Annotated in this window: 16 protein-coding genes; 7 read left to right on the top strand and 9 right to left on the bottom strand. The window is 60.6% G+C overall.

Annotated elements, in window-relative coordinates:
- The first annotated feature begins 146 nt into the window (after window positions 1-146).
- Window positions 147-764: a plasmid pRiA4b ORF-3 family protein gene (locus LUA85_RS14140; RefSeq protein ID WP_231470931.1), complete on the top strand. Its 618-nt coding sequence runs from the start codon at window positions 147-149 to the stop codon at window positions 762-764.
- A gap of 15 nt (window positions 765-779) precedes the next feature.
- On the opposite strand, the gene LUA85_RS14135 is transcribed toward LUA85_RS14140, so the two are convergent.
- The 3 genes from LUA85_RS14135 to LUA85_RS14125 all read right to left on the bottom strand — a co-directional run bounded on the left by LUA85_RS14135 (window position 780) and on the right by LUA85_RS14125 (window position 7,328).
- On the bottom strand, window positions 780-1,706 hold the full coding sequence (locus tag LUA85_RS14135) for a DUF2493 domain-containing protein (RefSeq protein ID WP_231470930.1): 927 nt from the start codon (window positions 1,704-1,706) through the stop codon (window positions 780-782).
- 307 nt (window positions 1,707-2,013) lie between these two features.
- On the bottom strand, window positions 2,014-3,048 hold the full coding sequence (locus LUA85_RS14130) for a toprim domain-containing protein (protein WP_231470929.1): 1,035 nt from the start codon (window positions 3,046-3,048) through the stop codon (window positions 2,014-2,016).
- Window positions 3,048-7,328 (bottom strand): strawberry notch family protein, encoded by a 4,281-nt coding sequence (locus LUA85_RS14125; RefSeq protein ID WP_231471883.1) that lies wholly within the window; start codon window positions 7,326-7,328, stop codon window positions 3,048-3,050. Before LUA85_RS14125 ends, LUA85_RS14130 begins: the two co-directional genes overlap by 1 nt.
- Window positions 7,329-7,552: 224 nt before the next feature.
- Between LUA85_RS14125 and LUA85_RS14120 the strand changes: the two genes are divergently transcribed.
- Window positions 7,553-7,828, top strand: a complete 276-nt coding sequence (locus LUA85_RS14120) for an HU family DNA-binding protein (protein ID WP_231470928.1) — start codon at window positions 7,553-7,555, stop codon at window positions 7,826-7,828.
- A gap of 39 nt (window positions 7,829-7,867) precedes the next feature.
- Here the strand turns inward: LUA85_RS14120 and LUA85_RS14115 are convergent, their stop codons facing one another.
- From LUA85_RS14115 to LUA85_RS14090, 6 genes are all read right to left on the bottom strand, one after another.
- Window positions 7,868-8,512: an antitoxin of toxin-antitoxin stability system gene (locus LUA85_RS14115; protein ID WP_231470927.1), complete on the bottom strand. Its 645-nt coding sequence runs from the start codon at window positions 8,510-8,512 to the stop codon at window positions 7,868-7,870.
- Window positions 8,505-8,921 (bottom strand): hypothetical protein, encoded by a 417-nt coding sequence (locus LUA85_RS14110; protein WP_231470926.1) that lies wholly within the window; start codon window positions 8,919-8,921, stop codon window positions 8,505-8,507. Before LUA85_RS14110 ends, LUA85_RS14115 begins: the two co-directional genes overlap by 8 nt.
- Window positions 8,922-9,069: 148 nt before the next feature.
- Complete coding sequence (locus LUA85_RS14105) at window positions 9,070-11,211, bottom strand: ParB/RepB/Spo0J family partition protein (protein ID WP_231470925.1); 2,142 nt, start codon at window positions 11,209-11,211, stop codon at window positions 9,070-9,072.
- A gap of 137 nt (window positions 11,212-11,348) precedes the next feature.
- A complete protein-coding gene (locus tag LUA85_RS14100) occupies window positions 11,349-12,542 on the bottom strand; it encodes a DUF932 domain-containing protein (RefSeq protein WP_231470924.1) in 1,194 nt (397 codons plus the stop codon).
- Between the two features lie 230 nt (window positions 12,543-12,772).
- Window positions 12,773-13,135, bottom strand: a complete 363-nt coding sequence (locus tag LUA85_RS14095; RefSeq protein ID WP_231470923.1) for an ImmA/IrrE family metallo-endopeptidase — start codon at window positions 13,133-13,135, stop codon at window positions 12,773-12,775.
- A gap of 184 nt (window positions 13,136-13,319) precedes the next feature.
- Window positions 13,320-13,682, bottom strand: a complete 363-nt coding sequence (locus tag LUA85_RS14090) for a helix-turn-helix domain-containing protein (protein WP_231470922.1) — start codon at window positions 13,680-13,682, stop codon at window positions 13,320-13,322.
- Window positions 13,683-13,866: 184 nt separating this feature from the next.
- On the opposite strand from LUA85_RS14090, the gene LUA85_RS21735 reads away from it, so the two are divergent.
- The 5 genes from LUA85_RS21735 to LUA85_RS14065 all read left to right on the top strand — a co-directional run bounded on the left by LUA85_RS21735 (window position 13,867) and on the right by LUA85_RS14065 (window position 20,381).
- Window positions 13,867-14,535, top strand: coding sequence for a multiubiquitin domain-containing protein (locus tag LUA85_RS21735; protein ID WP_371823692.1), 669 nt, complete (start codon window positions 13,867-13,869; stop codon window positions 14,533-14,535).
- Window positions 14,536-14,869: 334 nt separating this feature from the next.
- Window positions 14,870-15,379: a hypothetical protein gene (locus tag LUA85_RS14080; protein WP_231470920.1), complete on the top strand. Its 510-nt coding sequence runs from the start codon at window positions 14,870-14,872 to the stop codon at window positions 15,377-15,379.
- Window positions 15,376-16,284 (top strand): ThiF family adenylyltransferase, encoded by a 909-nt coding sequence (locus LUA85_RS14075; RefSeq protein WP_231470919.1) that lies wholly within the window; start codon window positions 15,376-15,378, stop codon window positions 16,282-16,284. Before LUA85_RS14080 ends, LUA85_RS14075 begins: the two co-directional genes overlap by 4 nt.
- A gap of 201 nt (window positions 16,285-16,485) precedes the next feature.
- Window positions 16,486-18,036, top strand: a complete 1,551-nt coding sequence (locus LUA85_RS14070; RefSeq protein WP_231470918.1) for a hypothetical protein — start codon at window positions 16,486-16,488, stop codon at window positions 18,034-18,036.
- Window positions 18,033-20,381 (top strand): hypothetical protein, encoded by a 2,349-nt coding sequence (locus LUA85_RS14065; protein ID WP_231470917.1) that lies wholly within the window; start codon window positions 18,033-18,035, stop codon window positions 20,379-20,381. Before LUA85_RS14070 ends, LUA85_RS14065 begins: the two co-directional genes overlap by 4 nt.
- Window positions 20,382-20,399: the final 18 nt, after the last annotated feature.

Raw genomic sequence — 20,399 nt, 5'->3', positions numbered from 1 at the left:
TTGGCTGGGCCAAGGATCAGCGCATTTGAAGCGGGGACTGTGCAGATGTAGAGCTAGAGAGGCTTGGCTGAAACCAAGTGGAAGTTGCACACCTTGCACCTGAGACAGAACTTGACGCAGCCAAAAGCTGAAGGTTTGCTGTCCATATGTTCGAGCCCTACACCGCCATTCAGATTCGTGTGTCGATTGACGACATTGAGCCTCCGGTCTGGAGGCGCCTGATCCTCCCGATCGACTGGAACCTTGTTCAACTACACTTGGCGATCCAGGCCGCGTTCAACTGGTGGAATTACCATTTGCACGAGTTCCAGATCGGTGGCCTGCGTTTCGGCGATGCCGCCGCCGCCTACGAAGGGTCCTGCGAAGACGACCCGCAGATCTTTGAGCAGGCCGACGTGCGCTTGCGGGACTTCACGAAAGCACGAACCAGCTTCAGCTACCTTTATGATTTTGGGGACAATTGGTCCCACACTGTCGAATTGGAACAATGGCTTTCCCTCGCCGCTGTGCCGAAGAAGGCCCAATGTGTGGATGGCGCACGTGCTCGGCCTCCAGAAGATGTCGGCGGAATTTCTGGCTATGAACGGTTTCTCGAAATCGTGGCGGACCCTGGCGACCCAGAGCATCGTGAAACAATACAATGGTGCGGTGGGCACTTCGACCCTGATTGGTTCGATTTAGCGATCGTCGACAAGGACGTAAGGAATACGCTGAATCCCAATGTGAAACGGCGGTTGCATCAACCCAAGCCGCGAACAAAGTAGCATCGGCGGCGGCGCTTACGCGCCGCCTGAACCGAACCGGTAGACCGGGATACCCAGCTTGCGGGCTTTGTCGGCAAGATTGTCCTGAATGCCCGAACCGGGGAAGATGATGACGCCGATCGGCATGACAGCGAGCATCTGATCGTTGCGTTTGAACGGCGCGGCCTTCGCATGCTTGGTCCAGTCGGGCTTGAAGGCGATTTGCGGCACCTTGCGGGTATCAGCCCAACGCGAAGCGATCTTCTCGGCGCCCTTGGGTGAGCCGCCGTGCATCAGGACCATATCGGGATGCTTGACCCGGATCTGGTCGAGCTTAGCCCAGATCAGTTCATGGTCCGTGCTCTCGCCGCCGGAAAAGGCGATCTTCGGGCCAGCGGGGAGGAGCACTTCGGTTTCGGCGCGCCGTTTGGCGCTGATAAAATCGCGGCTGTCGATCATGGCCGCCGTCAGGTTGCGGTGGTTGACCATGGAACCAGAGTGCGGTTTCCAGCTTGACCGGGTTTGCCGCTCAAAATGGTCAGCGGCCTGATCGCGCATCAGTTCGAAGGCATCGCGCCGTTCGAGGAGGGTTTGCCCCAAGGCGAGCAGCCGTTCGAGCTCGACCGACTTCACCTCGCTGCCATCCTGCTCGTTCTGGAGGCGGCGTTGGCCGACCTCGTTGTCGTCGAGTTCGCGCTCGATCCGCTGGCAGGCGCGGTGAAAGAGGTTGACGGTCGACCAGAGAAGATCGTCGAGGTCGGGTTCGAGGCGCGTGTCTTCCATGCTGGAGATCAGTGCATCGAAGATGTCGGCGATGGCACCTGCAATACGGTTGCCGTCGGGCAATGGTCGAGGATCGGGTTCATCCTCGAAAGGTCGGTAGCCGTAGAGCTGAAGCTCCTGCAGAACGTGGTCGGTCGGGGAAGAGGCGTGTTCAGGTTCAAAATCGTCGTGGTCGTCCATCGGATGCTCCATCGATTGGACCGCGCCCTCGCGGCCTTCATGGCGATGAAGCCCACGAACGGGCTGGCCCTGCACTCGGAGAGCCGAAGCGACAGCGGAGGATGGCAGAGGCCCGCTATTTTGCTTCGCGATGGAAAGGCGCGCCAAGGGCGCGCCGCCGGAAAATAGCGGACCGCCGCCATTGCCGGGCTGGAACGTTTGTGGGCCTATCGCCCTCTCGAAGGCCGGGCGCGGACTCTCGTCGATGGCGAGACTTATGGCGATGGATAGGATGGCATATGGCCGCACACCGTGCCCGGGCCGCTGGTTAAGCAGGGAAGTCCAAGAAGCGCGCGACATCTTGCGGGGCTAGTTGGCCCCGGACACCCGCCCGCAGGGCATTGATGCCGTATTCGCAGAGGTCCTCGTTGAAATCCCCGAGCGTCGGCGACAGCACGATCGCCTCGATCCCTGCCGCGTTGGCTCGCTCGACTAGGCTAGCAAGTGCCCAGTCGCCCGCCGGATCATTGTCGCGGATGATGTAGAGACGACGCAACGTATCAGGGAACGCGGTGGCAGCGAGGTGCCCTGCCGAGAGCGCTGCCGCCACAGGCATGCCAGGCGAGACTTCGCGAACGGACAAGACGCTTTCGATGCCTTCACCGGCGGCCATGATTTCGCCGGGCACGCCAAAGCGAACCGCATGGCCGAGCAAGTCTCCCATCGCCTTGCGCGGCGTATCGACGGGCGCCTTGTCCTTGCCGCCCGGTGCGAGCCAGGTACGATGAACCCCGGTGATCTGGCCATCGAGATCGGTGACGGCGGCGATGATTGCTGGCCATGTCTGGGTGACCTCGTCTCCGTCGGATCTGTAATAGCAGCGGGGATGGAAGCGCAGGCTGGCTGGCCCGGGAGGAGAAGCAATGCCACGGTGTCGCAGATAAGTGTCGGCCAGAGAACCGCCGAGTGGCTGCGACATGGCAAAGAGCCGCCTTGCAGCCTCGACCGAACCTGACGCAACGCGCGGCAACGTTTCCTTCAGTCGCACGGGTTCTGGGTGTGGCAGGCTTAGAAAGGCGCGTGCTTCCGCGGCAACATCGGCAAAATCAACCAGCCCCAGTGCCAATTGAATGATGTCGAGCAAATCGCCGTGCTCGCCGGTCGCGGCATCCTGCCACTTGCCCGCAGGGCCTTTGGGGGAGTCGCTGAGCCGGATGAAGAGGGAGCGCCCCGGCGTGTTGTAAGCGTTGCCCACCAGCCAGTAGTTGCCCTGTTTGCGGCCTGCATCGAGATAGCGGCGGCACACCGCCTCGGCGTTTCGGCCAAGGCGGTGTGCAAGTTCACCAGCATCATGGCGGACCATCACGCCGCCTCCCTCTCAACGATGCGCAAGAGCGGATAGGTCTTGAGCAAACGGCTGAGCACGGCCGGGCCATGGTGATCAACCGGCACGAAGAAGCGCAGCTTCCATGCAATGATCTCGGTAAAGAGGCCGAAGGCGCGCAATCTCTCACGCATCGCCTCGGTGAAGCCGGTGAGTTCGATGCGGCTCGCACCCATGATCCTCACTCGGCGCAGCCCGAGCCCTTCAGCAAGATCGATGACCGCGCGCCCTTCGATCAATGCCACATAGGCATCTTCGCCAGTCAGGGCGGGCATCCCAACCGTAGCGGTGTTTGCAGCCCAAGCCGGGGAGACCCGGCGTCCGATGATCCGTTCGCCGTCGTCGGTCTGGAGGCGATAGACTCGCGTCGATTCAGTCGGCAGGCGCTTCCACACCGGGAGCAGCAGGCCCGCCACGATGTGGACGGTGCTGTCGGTAAAGGTCGGAACATCGTCCAGCTCGCGGTTCCAGGCATGCGCAAAGGTTTGGTCGTCAACTTCTTCCCAGTGGCTTTCAGCCATCATCGCGAGGGTCGCATGATGGTATTCCATCGGTCGAATCAGCCGGACGCGGCGTTCGATCTCACCATCATCAAGCATCATCGATGGTGCGGGCACCTGCACCGCGGCGCGGCCTGACTTGGCATTGACCAGCAAGCGCCCGTGGTCGTTCTCGCGCCATGCCAGCGCGTCGCCAAGCGACATTGGCCGGTTCCGCTCACGCTGGACGATCGTCAGCAGCCGTGTTTCCGCACCCGTTGCGGGATGCGTGTAGATGGTCGCCCGGCCGGCGACGGTGAAGCTTTCCGCGTTGAGGGTCTCGAGGCCCAGATCGTAGGTTCCACCGGCGATCGCGCCGGCCACTTTGGCGTCGAGCAGTTGCTCGAAGGCGGTGAAGAGGGTGCCCTGCAGCGCGATGGTCAGCGCCAGCAGGCGATTGAGGAACGTCGTAATCGGCGGAAGCTCGTCCTTGATGCCGTTGGTATCGGTCAACTTCAGGCCGGTTGCGGCCTCGAAGCGCTCCAGCGAGCAGCCGTCGATCTTGCCGCGCACGATCAGTAGGTAGAGCTGGCGCAACGCGGCGCGCGCATAGGGGCTTTCGAGGTTGTCTTCGGGGCGAAAGAGCCCTTGGCCACCGGTCTGCCGCTGGCCGCGAGTGATGGCCCCGAGGGTATCGAGCCTGCGCGCGATCGTACTGAGAAAGCGCTTCTCGGCCTTCACATCCGTTGCGATCGGACGGAACAGCGGCGGCTGCGCCTGATTGGTACGGTTGGTGCGACCGAGACCTTGGATCGCCGCGTCGGCCTTCCAGCCCGGCTCGAGCAGATAGTGGACACGCAGGCGCTGGTTTCGAGCAGAAAGATCGGCGTGATAGCTGCGCCCGGTGCCGCCTGCGTCGGAAAAGATCAGGATGCGTTTCAGGTCATCCATGAAGGCGGCGGTTTCCGCGAGATTGGCGCTGGCTGCTCGGTTTTCGACGGCGAAGCGTTCGCCCTTCCGCACGATCCGCCGCGATCGGCCAGTGACTTCGGCGACCATGTCGGTGCCGAAGCGCTGGATGATTTGGTCGAGTGCGCCAGGGACAGGTGCGAGTGAGGCGAGCCGTTCGATGAGCTCGTCGCGGCGGCGAACTGCTTCACGGCACTCGACCGGTTGGCCATCGCGGACCACCGGCCGCGAAGCAAGATTGCCCTCGCTGTCGGTGTAGGGTTCGTAGAGCTGCACCGGGAAGGAATGCTGCAAATACGACAGGACATATTCGCGCGGAGTGATGTCTACACGTACATCGCCCCACTCCTCGGTCGGGATGTCCGCCAAGCGCCGCTCCATCAGGGCTTCGCCGGTCGATACAATCTGGATCACGGCGGCATGGCCTGCTTCGAGATCATGCTCGATCGCACGGATAAGGGTTGGCGTTTTCATGGAGGTCAACAGGTGCCCGAAGAACCTTTGCTTCACAGATTCGAAAGCGCTGCGTGCCGCCGATTTGGCTTGGCGGTTCAGCGTGCCATCACTCCCGGTGATGTTTGCGGCTTCCATTGCCGCATCAAGGTGGTTGTGAATGATGGTGAAAGCCCCGGCGTAGGCATCGTAAATCCGGCGCTGGTCATCGGTCAGCTGGTGCTCGACCATTTCGTATTCAACGCCGTCATAGGACAGCGAACGAGCGGTATAGAGCCCGAGCGAACGCAGGTCACGGGCGAGCACCTCCATGGCTGCGACGCCGCCCTCCTCGATGGCCTCGACGAATTCGGCGCGAGTGGCGAACGGGAAATCCTCTCCGCCCCAGAGGCCGAGGCGCTGGGCATAGGCGAGGTTGTGAACGCTGGTCGCACCGGTCGCGGAGACATAGACCACCCGGGCATTGGGAAGTGCATTTTGCAGGCGCAGACCGGCGCGCCCCTGTTGCGATGGGGCGACGTCACCGCGTTCTCCCTTGCCGCCACCGGCGTTCTGCATGGCATGGCTCTCGTCGAAGATGATCACACCGTCGAAATCGGTTCCCAACCAATCGACGATTTGACGGACCCGCGAAACCTTCTCGCCGCGCTCGTCGGAGCGCAGCGTGGCATAGGTTGCAAACAGGATGCCTTCGGTCAGCCCGATCGGCTTGCCCTGCGGAAAGCGTGAAAATGGCGTTACCAAAAGCCGCTCCATCCCGAGTGCTGACCAATCGCGCTGCGCGTCTTCGATCAGCTTGTCGGACTTTGAAATCCAGACCGCCTTGCGCCGACCCTGGAGCCAGTTATCGAGGATGATGCCGGCCGATTGGCGGCCCTTGCCCGCCCCGGTTCCATCGCCAAGCATGAAGCCGCGCCGGAAGCGGACAGCATTCGATGCCCCGTCAGGCGCGGCTTGTACGAGATCGCAGGTTTCATCGACGGTCCATGAACCGGCGAGATAATCGCTGTGGGCCTCGCCTGCATAAATAAGGGTTTCGAGTTGGGCATCGGACAAGACGCCAAGGATATTGGCGGGAAGGATCGGATGATAGCTGGGTTTGGGCGGCGTGACTGAGGCCATGGCAGCGGACTGCACGAGTTTGGTGGGGTGGGCTGTCGATCCGGGGATATGGATCGCCTGAAGGGCGAAGCTCTCATAGAGGCCATCGCTCATTCGTTCGGCTTCGGGCGGAGCCGAGTCGATTGCCTCGTAAGCAAGGCTTACGCCTTGCGGATCGATTGCTGCGGAGGCGGCCGGACGCGCGGCCATAGTGCGCGAGACATAGCCACGGACGGTTTTCGGCGGCGCTGTTCCGACCGGGGCTGCGAGGGCCGGAAGAGTGACGGGCAATCGCGCTGGCATCTGGCGCTCGATCCAGTCGAGCAGAGTGGCGACGTCGGGGGCGATGCCTGGCGAGGCCGGAAAAGCCTGCGGATCGTCAGCCGGGGCTTTGTCGATGACGGTCAGCCGTGTCGGGAATGTTGTGCCATGACGTGCATAGACCGATCCAGCAATCGCAGCGCTGAACACCACGCGGGCATGTCCCTGTAAGGAGATGAAGGCATCACGCCAACCGGGGTGCTCTGGCCCGACGTTGGCGCCGGTGATGGTGATCAGCCTGCCGCCGTGCGCGAGGCGAGCGAGCGCGGAGGCGATGTGGCGAAAGCCGGCGTCCTGAACGCGGCCAGCAACATGGGCCATCGCCGAGAAGGGCGGATTCATGAGCACCACGGACGGGATCGCTGCCGCGTCGAGATAGTCATCGATCTGGGCAGCATCGAACCGAGTGACGGGCCATGCCGGAAAGAGGGCGGTAAGCAAGCCTGCACGGGTTTCCGCCAACTCGTTGAGGATGAGCGAGCCGCCCGCTGTCTGCGCGAGAATGCCAAGCAGGCCGGTGCCCGCCGAAGGTTCCAGAACCCGGTCGGAAGAGCCGATTGCGGCGGCGGTCAGCGCCGCGAGCCCGAGTGGGAGCGGAGTGGAAAACTGCTGGAGGGTCTGGCTTTCCTCGGAACGGCGCGTGTGGGTAGGGAGCAGGTCGGCGATCCTGGTCAGCACATCAAGCCGTGCTGCAGGTGTGGCGGCTTTACGGAACAGGGCCTTGCCGAATTTGCGGAGGAACAGGGCGGTTGCGACTTCGCAGGCCTCGTAGGCGAGCTTCCATTCCCATGCGCCCGACGCATCGGAGGCGCCAATGGCAGTTTCCATGGCGCGCCGCAGGATGGCCGCATCGATGCGCTCGCCTGCTTCGAGACGCGGCAATAGGATCTGGGCAGCGGTCAGAATGTTGGAAGAATGGGCGTGCGAGTGCGGCATCGCCGGAGCACCGGCGACAGCAGGAAGGATGGTCATGGCGGGAAACCTCGAGGGGAGAGCGGGATGATCAAGCCCCGCGCGACGCTCTCTCTCAGCCGCGCGGGTCTCAACCCGGCACGGCGGTCCTCTCCCTCTTTCGGGGACATCGAGCAGCAATTTATAGATTTGGAGCAGCCTAGCGGCTAACCGGGCGACCTCATCAATTCACGAAAGACCGATCTATCATGAACAATAGTGATCTTGCCGACGCCCTTGCCGCTGCAAACGGCCTGACAAAGGCCGATGCCCGCAAGTATGTCGACGGTGTCTTTGCCGCCGTTGCCGATGCCGCAGCCAAGGGCGATGAAGTCGCGATCAACGGTTTCGGCAAGTTCAAGGTCAAGGACACGCCCGCCCGCGAAGGCCGTAATCCGTCGACGGGCGCGACGATCCAGATCGCCGCGTCCAAGAAGCTGACTTTCGCGCCGGCAAAGGCGATCAAGGACAAGCTGAACGGCTAAAGGATCGACAGCGCCCGGCCTACGTCGGGCGCTGCTCCTTCATCCGAACCGGCGGCCCGTGTCGGTGAAGGTGTAGGCATTTGCAATGAGGGTCTGGTCGACCGACACATCGGAAGTTTGATACTCGTAGTCTCGTTCCAGTTGGCGGTAGAGCCAGCGCGCCAGATCGCGCATCGCTTCGATCACGATGTCTTCGGCATCATCGGTCATGTCCTGGCTGGTCGGGCTCGCGCGTTCGACGGCAACGTCCATGCAGTACTCGTGATAGTAGTGCCCGCGGTGGCGGGTCACAGCCCGCAGTTGGTAGAAATTGCGTCGCTGCACGGCCTGCAAGGCATCGGCGATCTTATGCAGATCGGTATCCTTGGGTGCGTAGGCGCGGATTTCCGTCGGGGCATTTCGCGCATAGGCGTAACTACCTTCAAAGCAGGCACCATCGCCTTGGCTCCAAAATCCCCGGAAGTAGATGCGGGGTTTCTGCCGCGATCTGCCACTCATGAGGCGAACGCTGGTGGTTCGCAGTGTGACGCCGATAAGGCCGCAGATCGCCTCAAAATCTGCATAGACGGCATCGTACCAGTCATGGTCGAAGCCGCCTTCGCGATACCAGGCGCGGGCCTTTTCCTTGGCGGCATCGTCCAGCTCGTCGAGCCGATAGACGATGGTTTCGATGACCTCAGGCATCGCCGTCCCCTCCCGCGAGAACCGAGGCGAGCCAGCCATCGGTATATGTCCAGGCCAGGGTTTCCCCGGTGGCAAGGTCGAGCACGTGCGCACCGCCGCCAAAGCCATCGAGGCGCGGCTTCGAGCAGGTGTTGGCGTATTGAAAGCCCCAGCGGCCAGTGAGCTGAAACTGCTCGGCACAGCGTTTCACGAATTGGATGACGCGCTCGGGATCACCAGTCACGTCATCGCGTATCCAGAGCGCGGTGCCGCCGTGCTCGGGCTGGATCGAGAGGAGAAAGCCGTCAGACGGCGGCTCCTCGGATGCCCCGTCCTCGGATAGGGTATTGTAGAGATCGAGTGCGCAGGCGGCATTGGTGGGCGTGCAGACATCGAGCAGACACGAAAAATGGGTGAAATAGTCGGCCATATGAACCTCCGAAAAATCGCCCGATCCAGCACTGGCATCGCCGCGCAGTCGTCACCGGGCTGAGGCGGGGAAGCGACAGGCCGGGATCATTGCCCGACCTGCCAAAGGGCGCGGAGAGCAGCGCCGTGCCGCTCTCCGAGCGGGGTGATCATTCCGCAGCGATGGCCGCGGCGTCTTCGTCCTCGGCTTCGGTCAGCTCATCGTCCTCACCGTCACTGCTGAGGAAAGCAGGCAAAGTGCTGTCTTCACTGCCCTGATCGGCAAGATCGCTGCCTGTAGCGTACTCGGGATCGGCGAGGCGCAGCGGTTCAGGGAGCCAGCCAGAGTCGGCAAGCAGGCGTTCGGCCTCTTTGGCCATGTCACCCTTTTTCATGTGATCGATGAGCTGCGCCGCACGTTCGCCTGCGCCTTCACGCACGGCTTCGAGAATGCGGGGCTTGGTGACCCGGCCAAGATAGTTGCCGACGGTCGGCCGCCAACCCACCTGCACCATGTCGAGGCCGGTTTCCCGTGCGAGGCGATCAGCCTGGTCGAAGCGCAGTTGCAGACCGTACTCGCTGACGCCCGAACCGCTGTAGGGGTTGGGCCGCTCATAGAGCGCATTCACCCCGTAGCTGACGCAATGGGCGAGCAGCGCCATGCGACTTTCTTCGTCGAGCTCGGCCAGCCAATCCCAAAGGGCCGTGTCATCGGCAGGGATGCGGCTTTTCCAGTGCTCGTTGCGCTCGTCGACGGACTTAACCGACAGGCTGTCGCCCAGTTCTTCCGCTTGGGCCGGGAAGAAGATGTGCCGGACCTGAGCTTCGAGGACACCATTAGCCGAGCGATGGTGGAAGGCGTCTGAGACCAGCTTGTGCAGCAATGCGGTCATCGCGATCCTGGGATGCTGGGCAACGGCATCGCGCAAGGCCAACGTGCGGTGCGCCGTCAGTTCGGTGACCAGGCGTTCGGGCAACGGCTTGATGACATCGTCCTCGTCTTCCTCGGTGGGCACTGGCTGACCGCCCATGGTGACGACCACCGGCCTGACCGCATGCGACAGCGACGGCGCATGCTGCCCATCAACTGCGGCCTCATTGTCATCTGGCTCGGATGCCGCCGACACCTCGTCCTCGGGCCGGACATAGCCGCGCTGGGCAATCAGCGATCCATCGGAATCGATGGTGACGAAAACACCCGCGATCGCCATTTCAGCCGGCTCATAGTGCATGGGACGGCTGTCCAGCGCCTCCAAGGCGGCCTCGATCTCGCCGAGCCGCTGATCAATCTCGTCGGGCAGTTCGTCAGCGTCCTCGTATTGTTCGGTGAGGCGATCGAGTTCGGCCTGCAATCCGGCGCGCGTTGCCTGCTCTTCATCGGTCATGTCGACCGGTGTGCCGACGATCTCGCGCATCCCGTGGCTGACGCCGTAGGGAACGCTCAGGCTGGCTTCGACCCATTTCCAGCCATCAGCCGCGATCTGATCGGCCTCGGCACGCAGCTTTTCCGCGACAAGCCGATCGAGGAGACCGACATCCTGGAGCCACCCCCCATCGTCGGACTGGAAGAGATCGCGCAGCACGATGCCGCCCGCCGCTTCGTAGGCCGCGATACCAACGAACAAGGCGCGCTTGTCGGAAGCCCGGACCGTGGTTTCGGTGAGCATACGGCGAATCTGCCAGGGTTCCTTCTGCCAGCTGTCGCGGATCGCTTCCCAGACCTGCTCTTGCCGCGCGTGATCCTCGGAGACGGTGAAGGCCATGAGCTGTTCGAGTGTCATGCCGTCGTCGGCATAGACCTCATGCAAGGTGGGCGAGACGGCGGCGAGGCGGAGGCGCTGCTTCACGACGTTGACGCCGACGAAGAAGGCCGCGGCGATGGCTTCTTCGGTCATACCCTTATCTCGCAAGGCCTGGAAGGCGCGGAACTGGTCGAGCGGATGGAGCGGCGCGCGTTCGATATTTTCGACCAGCGAGACTTCATCGATGAGGATGCCGCTGCTGACATCGCCAACGACGCAAGGCACCGACGAGGTGCGGGCGAGGCGTTTTTGCTTGGCGAGGAGTTCGAGCGCCCGGTAGCGCCGACCGCCGGCCGGAACCTCGAACATTCCGGTTTCCGCGCCGTCCGCGTCGAGGACAGGGCGGACGTGCAGGGATTGGATGAGGCCGCAGCGTGCGATGGATTCGGCCAGCTCCTCGACCGAAACGCCGGCCTTCACGCGCCGGACGTTGGACTGGCTGAGAACCAGCTTGTTGAAGGGAATGTCCCGCGAGGTCGATAGGGTGATTTTCTGGGCAGCAGTAGCCATGGCAGTACCTTTCGTGACGGGCTGCCCGAGAGCCTCTCTCTCGAACCCGAAACCCGTCACGAAGCGAAGCGCCGCCCTCTTCCTTTCGGAGGGGGCAGCGCAACGCTGGGAACCAAGACCTTGCCGTAACCTAGGGGTCAGTGGACGCGGTCGAGCAACTTCTTGGCCTTGGCCTCCATGTCGAGGCGGGCGTCCTGGTGGGGCTTGTCGCGGGCAACCGCCGTGATGCCCTGAACGAAATCGAAGATTGATTCGGGCGGACGGCCTTCCTCGGCGAGCACCGTCTCAATGATCTTGCCGGTCTCGGCCTTGGAAAATCCCCGCTTGCGCAGGAAATCACTGCGATCCTCATCGGTGCGGGCAACGATCCGCTCGCGGGCGGCCTTGATGCCGTTGACGAAGGGCTGCGGCGACGAGTTCGCAAAGTTCAGCAATGCCGGTGCCGCTTCGTGGGCGAAGCGATTGGCGGCATATTTGCTGTGCCGGATCGTGATTTCCTCGAAATCCTCGACGCCCCAGAGGTTCCGGTTCTGGCAGACGGCGCGCAGATAAAAGCTGGCCATGCCGAGCGACTTGGCGCCGACCTCGGAGTTCCAGCAATAGAACCCGCGGAAGTAGAGGTCGGGAGACCCGTCCGGCAGCCGTCCTGCCTCGATTGGATTGAGATCGTCGACCAGGAACAGGAACACATCGCGGTCGGAGGCATAGAGGGTGGTGGTGTCGCGGGTGATGTCTACGCGCGGATTGTAGATCCCGGTCGACCAATCGAGCACGCCGGGCACCTTCCAGCGCGTGTCGCCGGTTCCGTTGCCGGCGATCTTCTGCACAGCTTCGACCAGTTCATGGTCGTAGATGCGCCCATAATCAGGCCCGGTCACCGCCCGCAGTTCGATGCGGCCGTTGTCGGTCTCCAACGTCTTGATCTGCTCGGCGCGATACGAAGAAAGACCGTATTGCAGGTTGATCGCCGCCAACGGCGCGGGGAGCTGGCGCAGGTAGGAAGCGGGTGCGCCCACCTGGCTCGCCAGCTGGCCAAAGCTCCAGTGCGTCGGGGCGACTGGCGTGTCAGCGCCGGGCAGGATCAGAGCCAAGCGCTCTGGATCGTTGCGGTTGGCTTCGACATGGATGAGGGCGGTTTCGACGACGCGGGTCCGGCTACGCTCGGACCGACCGCGCACCGCGCTGGCCAGATCACCAAGCGAGAGAAACCTCTCGTCATCGGGCCGCGAGAACCACTCCGACGAGACCCGCCCGACCCGCTCGCCGCGCGTGACATCAACCTTGTGTCCGCCGCGCGCATCGGGGCGGGCATCGAGAACCTGCATGTTCATGGGAAAACCTCCATGACGGGCGCCGGAAGCCTCTCTCCCGACATTTCTCCGTCACGGAGATTCTTGCCCCCCTTCTCGCTCTCCCGGGGCGTTGCGGGGTGTCCCCGCAGAAGGGGTAGGCCGAGACCTCGGCTCGGCCGCAGGGGAAGCTTCCCCGTTGCCGGACCTCTAGATCGCTGGACTGGACTACGGCCAATTTGCCCCTCCACCAGCGTAGTGAATGCTTATGATCAGCGGCGAGCCCGAAATGCGAGCCGCTTTTCCACGCCTGACATCCGACACCGCCAATTGGCTAAATCCAAACTGACACCGAAGAGGGTTGCGATATCGTGCGCTGAGCGACCTTCGCCGCGATGGAATATGAGCGCTGGTTCAGGAAGTAAAAGCACTCCGCTGAGCCAATCGGCTTCTTCCTCTTGTTCGTCGGAATAATCGGACAAGAGGACAAGTCCGGCGTCGGAAACGTGAGCGCTGGAGGGCTGATGCCCAAGAATCGAATGGGCTATTTCGTGCATCAGGGTCGCTGCTTGACGCGCCTTTGAATGCGCCGAATTGATGACTATGAGCAAAATCTCATCTTCGACCAGTGTCATTCCCGACCAACTGCTAGGATCGGTCTCGAGCAATTGTGCCTTGTGCTGGGGCGGTAGATCTAGTTCATCCGCGCCTAGGACATGCGCGCCAACAATGTCCGCATACCTCCATGGGCAGAGCTTGTCTGTCGGTCCCAGGCCCAGCATTTCACGAGCAGCAAGGGCGCGCCGCTCGCATTCGGCTTTAAAGCCCCTGCGCATTGTGGCGCAGTAGTTCGAGACGGGCATCCTTCGCCCGCTGCGCCGCGAGGATTAACTCCGCCAATGATGCGGCCGTCTCAGGTGAGAATGTTTTCTTCTTGCGAAAATGGACCACCGCAGGCCGCTTTTCTGGTCGGCTCGCCGCACTTATGCCGAGAAATATCGCGGGATCGACCTCTAACCACCGGCAGATTTTCGCAAACGTGGCCAAGTCGGGAACGTGGCCATTCTCAACGCGAGACAATGTTGCTGAACTGACGCCCGCCTCTTCGGCTGCTGAACGAATTCCTCGGCTGCCGCGCCTTTTGGCGATCAACGGACCCAATTCCTGAATCGGAAGGGACATAAATTCTCCTCGAGAGGGGCCTTGACTCTCCCAAGCCCATCAAGCTAGTGTCTCACAGGTAAGACGCGACGCATCATATGTGAAACAGTCTTACGTCTAAGACGGAGAATCACGATCAGGGTGCAGAGTCAAGGGACAAGACCAGGTCGCCACGGCAAACCGAACGAAAAAGAAGGTATTTTTTATGACGCATAGTTTTGAACCCCCTGATGGGGGTCGCAATTTCCAGGTGATGATCAATCATTCGCTGGTCGCCGTGGATAGTACCACGATTGACGGGCGCTCTATCCTGCGTTTGGCAAGGCTTACGCCGGCTGAGGATCATATCCTTGTCCAGGTTGTCCGGCCTGGCAGCATCGCATGTGGCTTGGATGAACAGGTTCACCTCGTTGTCGGCACGGTCCACGAGTTCCGGGCTTTCAAGTTTGACCGCACCCTCAATTTCACTGTTGACGGCGTCGGTTATGTTTGGGGGGCCGAGACAGTCAGCATTGCCGATCTTCACGACATCACTGGCACCTCCCATGACAAGGTGTTCTTCCTCGAACATCAGGATGAGCCGGACCACGTGTTGGGGGCAGGCGATACGCTCGATTTGCAGCAGCGTGGGATTGAGCACCTTCACACCGGCAAGCGCCTTGTGACTGTCCACTACGGCGAAGAACACTTCGAGCTGGAACGTCGGCCCTACACGACCGAAGAGCTGCTGGCGGAATTCAAGGTGCCCGCTGGATATGTTCTGGACCTCATCGAAGGCATGGGCGAGTTCCGGGAATTGAAGCCCAACGAGCGGACCAAGGTCCGTGAAGGTATGGAATTCATCTCCCATGCGCCTTGCGGGCAATCGTCGTGACTGACCCCCACGCCGAACTAAGCCGCTTGCAGTCGGTTTGCCCCAAGGCAGAGATCTGGACCGAGGGTGGTCAGCCTGTCGCGTATCTCCCTGATCTGAAGATATCGAAACCTGGCCATGGCAGTAGGATAGTTGACGCCTTGCTATGGCCCCACCCTCGGGACAGCTACACATCTCGGCTACTCGTCTCAGAGCAGATTCCTTGGGCAAACGGTGGAGGGGTGTGGACCAACTGCATGGCGCAGGGGCGTTCTTGGCATGCTTATTCTTGGCGAGGTGTTCCGGCGGAACTGCCCTGGATCGAAATTTTCGCCAATCATATGGGGGCATTCCAATGAAGGGCAGGGTCAAAATCCTAGCCACCACGTTGTGCGCGATCCGCGCCGATCTGGCCCGCCCACACGAATTCGCGCATGAGCGCGTCGGCTTTTTGACTGCGGGAGTCGTGACTTCATCGGATGGCCGATTGATGTTGCTAGGCCGTGAATACAGCCCTGTTCATGAGGATGACTATATTCCCGACCCGACAGTTGGCGTGAAGATCGGGTCAGGCGCAATGCGCAAGGCGCTTCAGTCGGCTTACCGACCGCCAGCGGCGCTACTTCATATCCACACCCATGGCGGTTCCGGGCGCCCCGATTTCAGCGGTGTTGATCGCCGCAGTGCTACTGAATTCATTCCGAGCTTTTTCAACCCCATACCGCGTATGCCGCATGGTATTCTGGTGCTCAGCGACGATAGCGCCAAGGGCTTGATCTGGTTAACCGCTGATCGCGCGCCAATACCAATCACCGACATAATCAGCGTTGGTGCCCCATACGCAAAGTACGGAGCAGTGATATGAAGTGGCTCGACCGCCAAAGCTTCCTCGGCATCAACAGCGATCAGGCACTGCGCGATGCAGTGATCGGCCTCGCAGGCTTGGGTGGTGGAGGTTCTCACGTTGTCCAGCAATTGGCGCATGTTGGCGTCGGCAATTTCGTGGTGCTGGATGATGACTCCATCGATGACACGAATCTCAACCGGTTGATTGGTGGTCGGCATGGGGACCTGCCCAAGGAATCTCGGCCCGGTACGGACAAAGTGGAGATTGCTCGCCGAGTGATCGTCGACATCAACCCAGCTGCAAAGGTATATGCTCGCAGCGCGCTGTGGCAGGTCGAGGCAGATCGGCTCAAGGGCTGCGACCTGATTGTCGGGGGGCTGGATTCGGTTCGCGCAAAGTCCGAGCTCGAAGGTTTTTCCCGACGGTTTTTGATCCCTTACCTCGACATGGGCATGGATGTGCATGCGTTGGATGACGGCTATCTGATCGCTGGCCAAGTTGCTTTGTCCATGCCTGGTTGTCCTTGCCTTCGTTGCATGGGCATCGTCCGGCAAGAGGCCTTGGACGAAGAGGGCCGTAACTACGGGGCCGCTGGCGGCAAGCCACAGGTCGTTTGGCCTAATGGAGTTCTGGCTTCGACGGCAGTGGGACTGGCCGTGCAGATTCTCTCGCCTTGGCTGCCCAATCCGATTTCATCGACATACCTTGAATACGACGGGAATTCGCACACCATCAAGGAGTCCGCGCGCTTCGCTCGCATCAAAAATCTGCCATGCCCACACTATCCTAGCAACGAAACGGGCGACCCGAGCTTTGACGTGCGCAAGGTTTTGGATACCCCTGCGCCGGTCCAGAATGTGGCAACGGCGGCAATTCCAGCGCCATCATGGTGGCGCCGTCTCTTTGGATGGCTCGCCATCTGACCATCTGCATGAACTGGATAGGGAGTGCTGGGGACAGGAAGCGTAAATCCTGACCTTTTGCGTGGCCCAATGCCAGACTTGCACACAGCAAGTAAAAAGTGTTCGATCACTTTGTGGGCAGCAATGGTACGGTTTGTCCAACGGCGCAAAATCGATCGTCACAACTGCGATATTTCAGGAAGATGGGGGCCGACTAAAGCGATGGATTTCGGATCAGGGTTCCCTGAATGGACAGAGCTTGGCCAAGATACCGGGCTTGATCCGCTTGGGATGCAACGCCCGATTGAGGCGATTTACCAATCGCTCCTCCCCGGCATTAGCACGATCACGCTTCGCTACCGCTACTATGCCTTCTTTCCCTGGATCTTGAAGTATTATGAGGACAACATCCGGCATAGTGACCCAGCGGTATTTCGTGTATTCCAGCGCCGCTGTGAGTTACTGTTCGCGTTGATATGCTGCCGAGGAGACCCAGAACTTGGGATTGCCGGTTCGGACTGGGCTCACAAAAAAATTGGGGAAGTTAGCCAGCAGCATGGCCCAAACTCTATCTTGGAGTTTGGTGCAGGAGCAGATCCTGATGCGGAGCTCAGCCAGCGCTATCTGCGCAACAAAGGCGGGGCATTCGGGGGCATCTATTCGACGCAGATGGCGGAAATGGGCCTGATCATCATTCCGGAAAAGGATGCGAAGAACCCGATTCCGATATGCCACGAGCGTGCTTTGCCACTCGTAGCTGCATTCGAAAACGGCATGGCAGGGATGTCCGCTGAGTTTTTTGCGATTGTTGAGGCCGGTGTGGTTTCGTTGTCCCAGCTCGACGCATTGCGAACCATGAAGCCTGCCGAACTCGCGCCAGGTGGCGACGAGCACCGTCTGCTGTCGAATGTCCTGCTTGGGCATGCCGAGAACGCCAAGGCTTCCGATGCAACGCGGCGGCAAACTCTACGAATGCTTCTCGAACTGACTGCGGCAAACGGTTCTATCCCAAGGGCAGAGGAGGTGAAATGGAAATGGTACGAAGCCGACGGCACTGCGGACGATCCTGCCAAAGACGTCGATGAAGTCCGGCGGCTTTGGGTGCTGTACCAAGCATGTGATTTGATGCGACTTGCCTATGAAGCAATTCTGGCGGCGGCTTTGACTACCCTGGCTTCTTCAAATTCCCGGCGCCTGACACTCAACGAGCTGATCGATGAACTCGTCGGTTATGCCGAATGCCCAGCCCAAATGAGTTGGGCTGTTTTCGAGCAGCAAATGCGGCATGCACAAGATCCTGAGGAAGCCAGAAGATATTGTGCTGCTTTGCTTGATGCGGTCTCAACGGGAACGCCGCAGGACCTTGTCAAAGCTGCCTTACCGCTCATCAGCGTGTTGAGAGAAAAAGCGGCTCAGTTCGGCCCACTCATGGAAAAATCCCTCAGCATCGGGGAGCATTTTCAGTCCCTTCGTACCGAGGCCGGCTTTCTGGAGAAACGATCTGGGGACAATGCAAAATTGACGGTCGAAGCGCTATTCCGGGACCGAATTTTGAAACGCCACCTCTGGGTCGCGTCACGGAAATTCCGCAATCAGAAGGCCTACACATTTTTGATGGAACCGGACGACAGTTTCGTCCGCTATCGGGATCATTTCCGGGTTTCACCCAGCAGCCCGCGCCTTGATCAGGCGCTGCGTTTCCTCAAAGACGTCATGCTGATTGACGAGGCAGGTCTCACCGCATTCGGTCGAGCGGAAATGGCTTCCGCGTGAAATATTTCGAAATTTTCGGAGAGGGTGGCTACCACTCAGCGTTCCTCACGACATACGCATTCGGCGCCCAGGCATTTGAAGATGTACCTTTCCCGAAGCTTCGGGGGGCTGGCTGTCGGAATATCGCGGTCCTTGCCGACCGACAGATGGCGAATCAGTCATTTGCGGACTTCGGAGCGCCCCGATTTGCTGGGAGCAGCTATCACATTGTTAAGGCTGACGCGCCGGGCGCTTTCCACCCCAAGATTACCATGCTGGTGGGCGCGACAAAGGGCCGATTGCTGGTGGGCTCCGGCAATCTGACGGCATTAGGGTTGGGCGGAAATCGAGAGTTGATTGCAGATATTCGTTTCAACCCCAACGAACCCGACCATGCGCCAATTTTTGCGGACGCGCTCGCCTACATTCGCAGTTATGTGCCGCCTCAAGATCAATGGTTTTCAACCGCGCTCAGTCGTGCTTTGCGCCTCAGTCCCTGGCTTGGCGTTGAAGGCACCCCAATTATCCGCGATGCGGGGGGTGAAGCGCAGATTGGATTTTTGCGAGATTGGCAGGACAGCAACATCCTCGACCAGATTGTTACCTGCGTCGGCGGCGACATTATTGAACGGCTCGTCGTTCTGTCGCCCTTCTGGGATACGAAGCTTTCTGGTCTTTCGAGACTGCGATCTGCTTTCGGCGAACCTCCCACAGATCTGCTCATCGACAATGAAACCGTTGGCTTTCCAGTCGATGAACTCCGAAATCATTCCGACGTCAGACTTTTTGACACAGAAAGCGTTTCGGCAGGCAGGTTTGTTCACGCTAAACTGATCTTGGCGATCGGCAAATCTTGGGACCACGTCATCTCGGGTAGCATGAACTGCACGTTCCCAGCGATGTTCGGGCCATCAAGTCCGGCGGGAAATGCAGAAGCTGGTTTCTACAAACGCGTGGGGCGCGGCACGGCGCTCTCGGGGCTGGGGTTGGCGAACTACTCGGAGGCGCCGCTCGAGCCAAGCACGATCTCGCCAATGGCGATTTCAACGGCGCCTGGCACAGGCCCGGTTGCGCAGATTGACGGCGGTTCGCTGATGCTCGCGGCCAGCGCGATTTCGTGGACGCCTCCCGGCAAATGGTCGGGGACGCCTGTGATGCTGAAGCTGTTTGATCGTGAGGATCAATCTGTCGCCCAGATTCAGGGGCTCGCAACCACGGGCGTTCAGCATTGGCATCTGGACATGGGAGAACAGCGGCCACGCTACGGAGTAGTCGTCATGGACGAAGACTCCATCTCGGCGCCGGTGCCAATTACTGATGTTGATGTATTGGCTGTTGCCACGCTCCCTCCACAGGGCGGTCGTCGACGCAAGCTGATCGATCATCTGGTCGATGCGATGGATGAAGATCTCTCGCTGATCGAAACTCTTTCTCAGTTGGAGGCCATCGAGTTTGAAGAGGGGCAGAGCCGCCCCGGTATTCGCAGCAGTGGTGCAGACGCCGACGGCGCGTCGAAGGAATCAGGCACTCGAGAATACGGTGTACTTTCCTACGAGGATTTCGTCCGAGCCAGAACCGAAGCTCTCACTGCCAGCGACGGCGCTCGTGGTTTCCTCACTGGGCGTCAGGACAGTGCCGCCAGTATGGTTAGCGCCTGTCTCAACCGCCTGATTGGTTTGGTCGGTCCTGACCTTGGTGACGTCGAAGATCGGGAGATCCAGGCACAAAGCGCTATCGATTTCAGAACCACTGAACCGGCTGCAGCGGCGGACGTTGAACAACCCACTGGCCGGTCTGATATCCCAGGGCGCCCTCGCGGGCAATTTGGTCAAACACTCGCAACGGCCAAGAAATTTCAGGAAGCCGTGACCGCCTTCGAAGCACGATGCAAGGTGCTCAGTGGCAAGCCGATCACCACTTCAGAAATCGTTCGGTTGCGCGGACTGCTTCAGATCATTCTCAGTCACGCGCAGCCAGTTCGCGGCAACTGCTTGGCTGCCCAAATCCTGCCGGTCTACAATTCATCCGGTCACGACTGGCCGCGCTTGATCGGCCGGTTGCTAGTCCAGCATTTCAGCACTTCGCGGGCCTTGCAGAGCCTGCATCTGGAGCAAGACGAAAGTGAACAGCACCGGGTGGTGGAATATCTGGCATTGGCGAATTGGTCGGCACGAGCGGCGCAGGCGGCTGTCAAATCCACAGTTCGCGCTTCGCAGCTTCAAGGGCCACTGGATCGTCTATTAGCCTCCCTGCAAAGCCAGACGCAGGCGGTCCTTGCAGCGGTTCCGGGCGATCGGACGTACTTCGACCAGGTGACCTCAAAGCTCGATGACCGGTTCCAGTCCCGCCTGGGGCTTCCGGCCTGATCTCAAGAATTTACGCAC

Source organism: Novosphingobium sp. CECT 9465 (assembly GCF_920987055.1).
Taxonomy (GTDB): domain Bacteria; phylum Pseudomonadota; class Alphaproteobacteria; order Sphingomonadales; family Sphingomonadaceae; genus Novosphingobium.
This window is presented reverse-complemented; position numbering and strand designations above follow the sequence as displayed.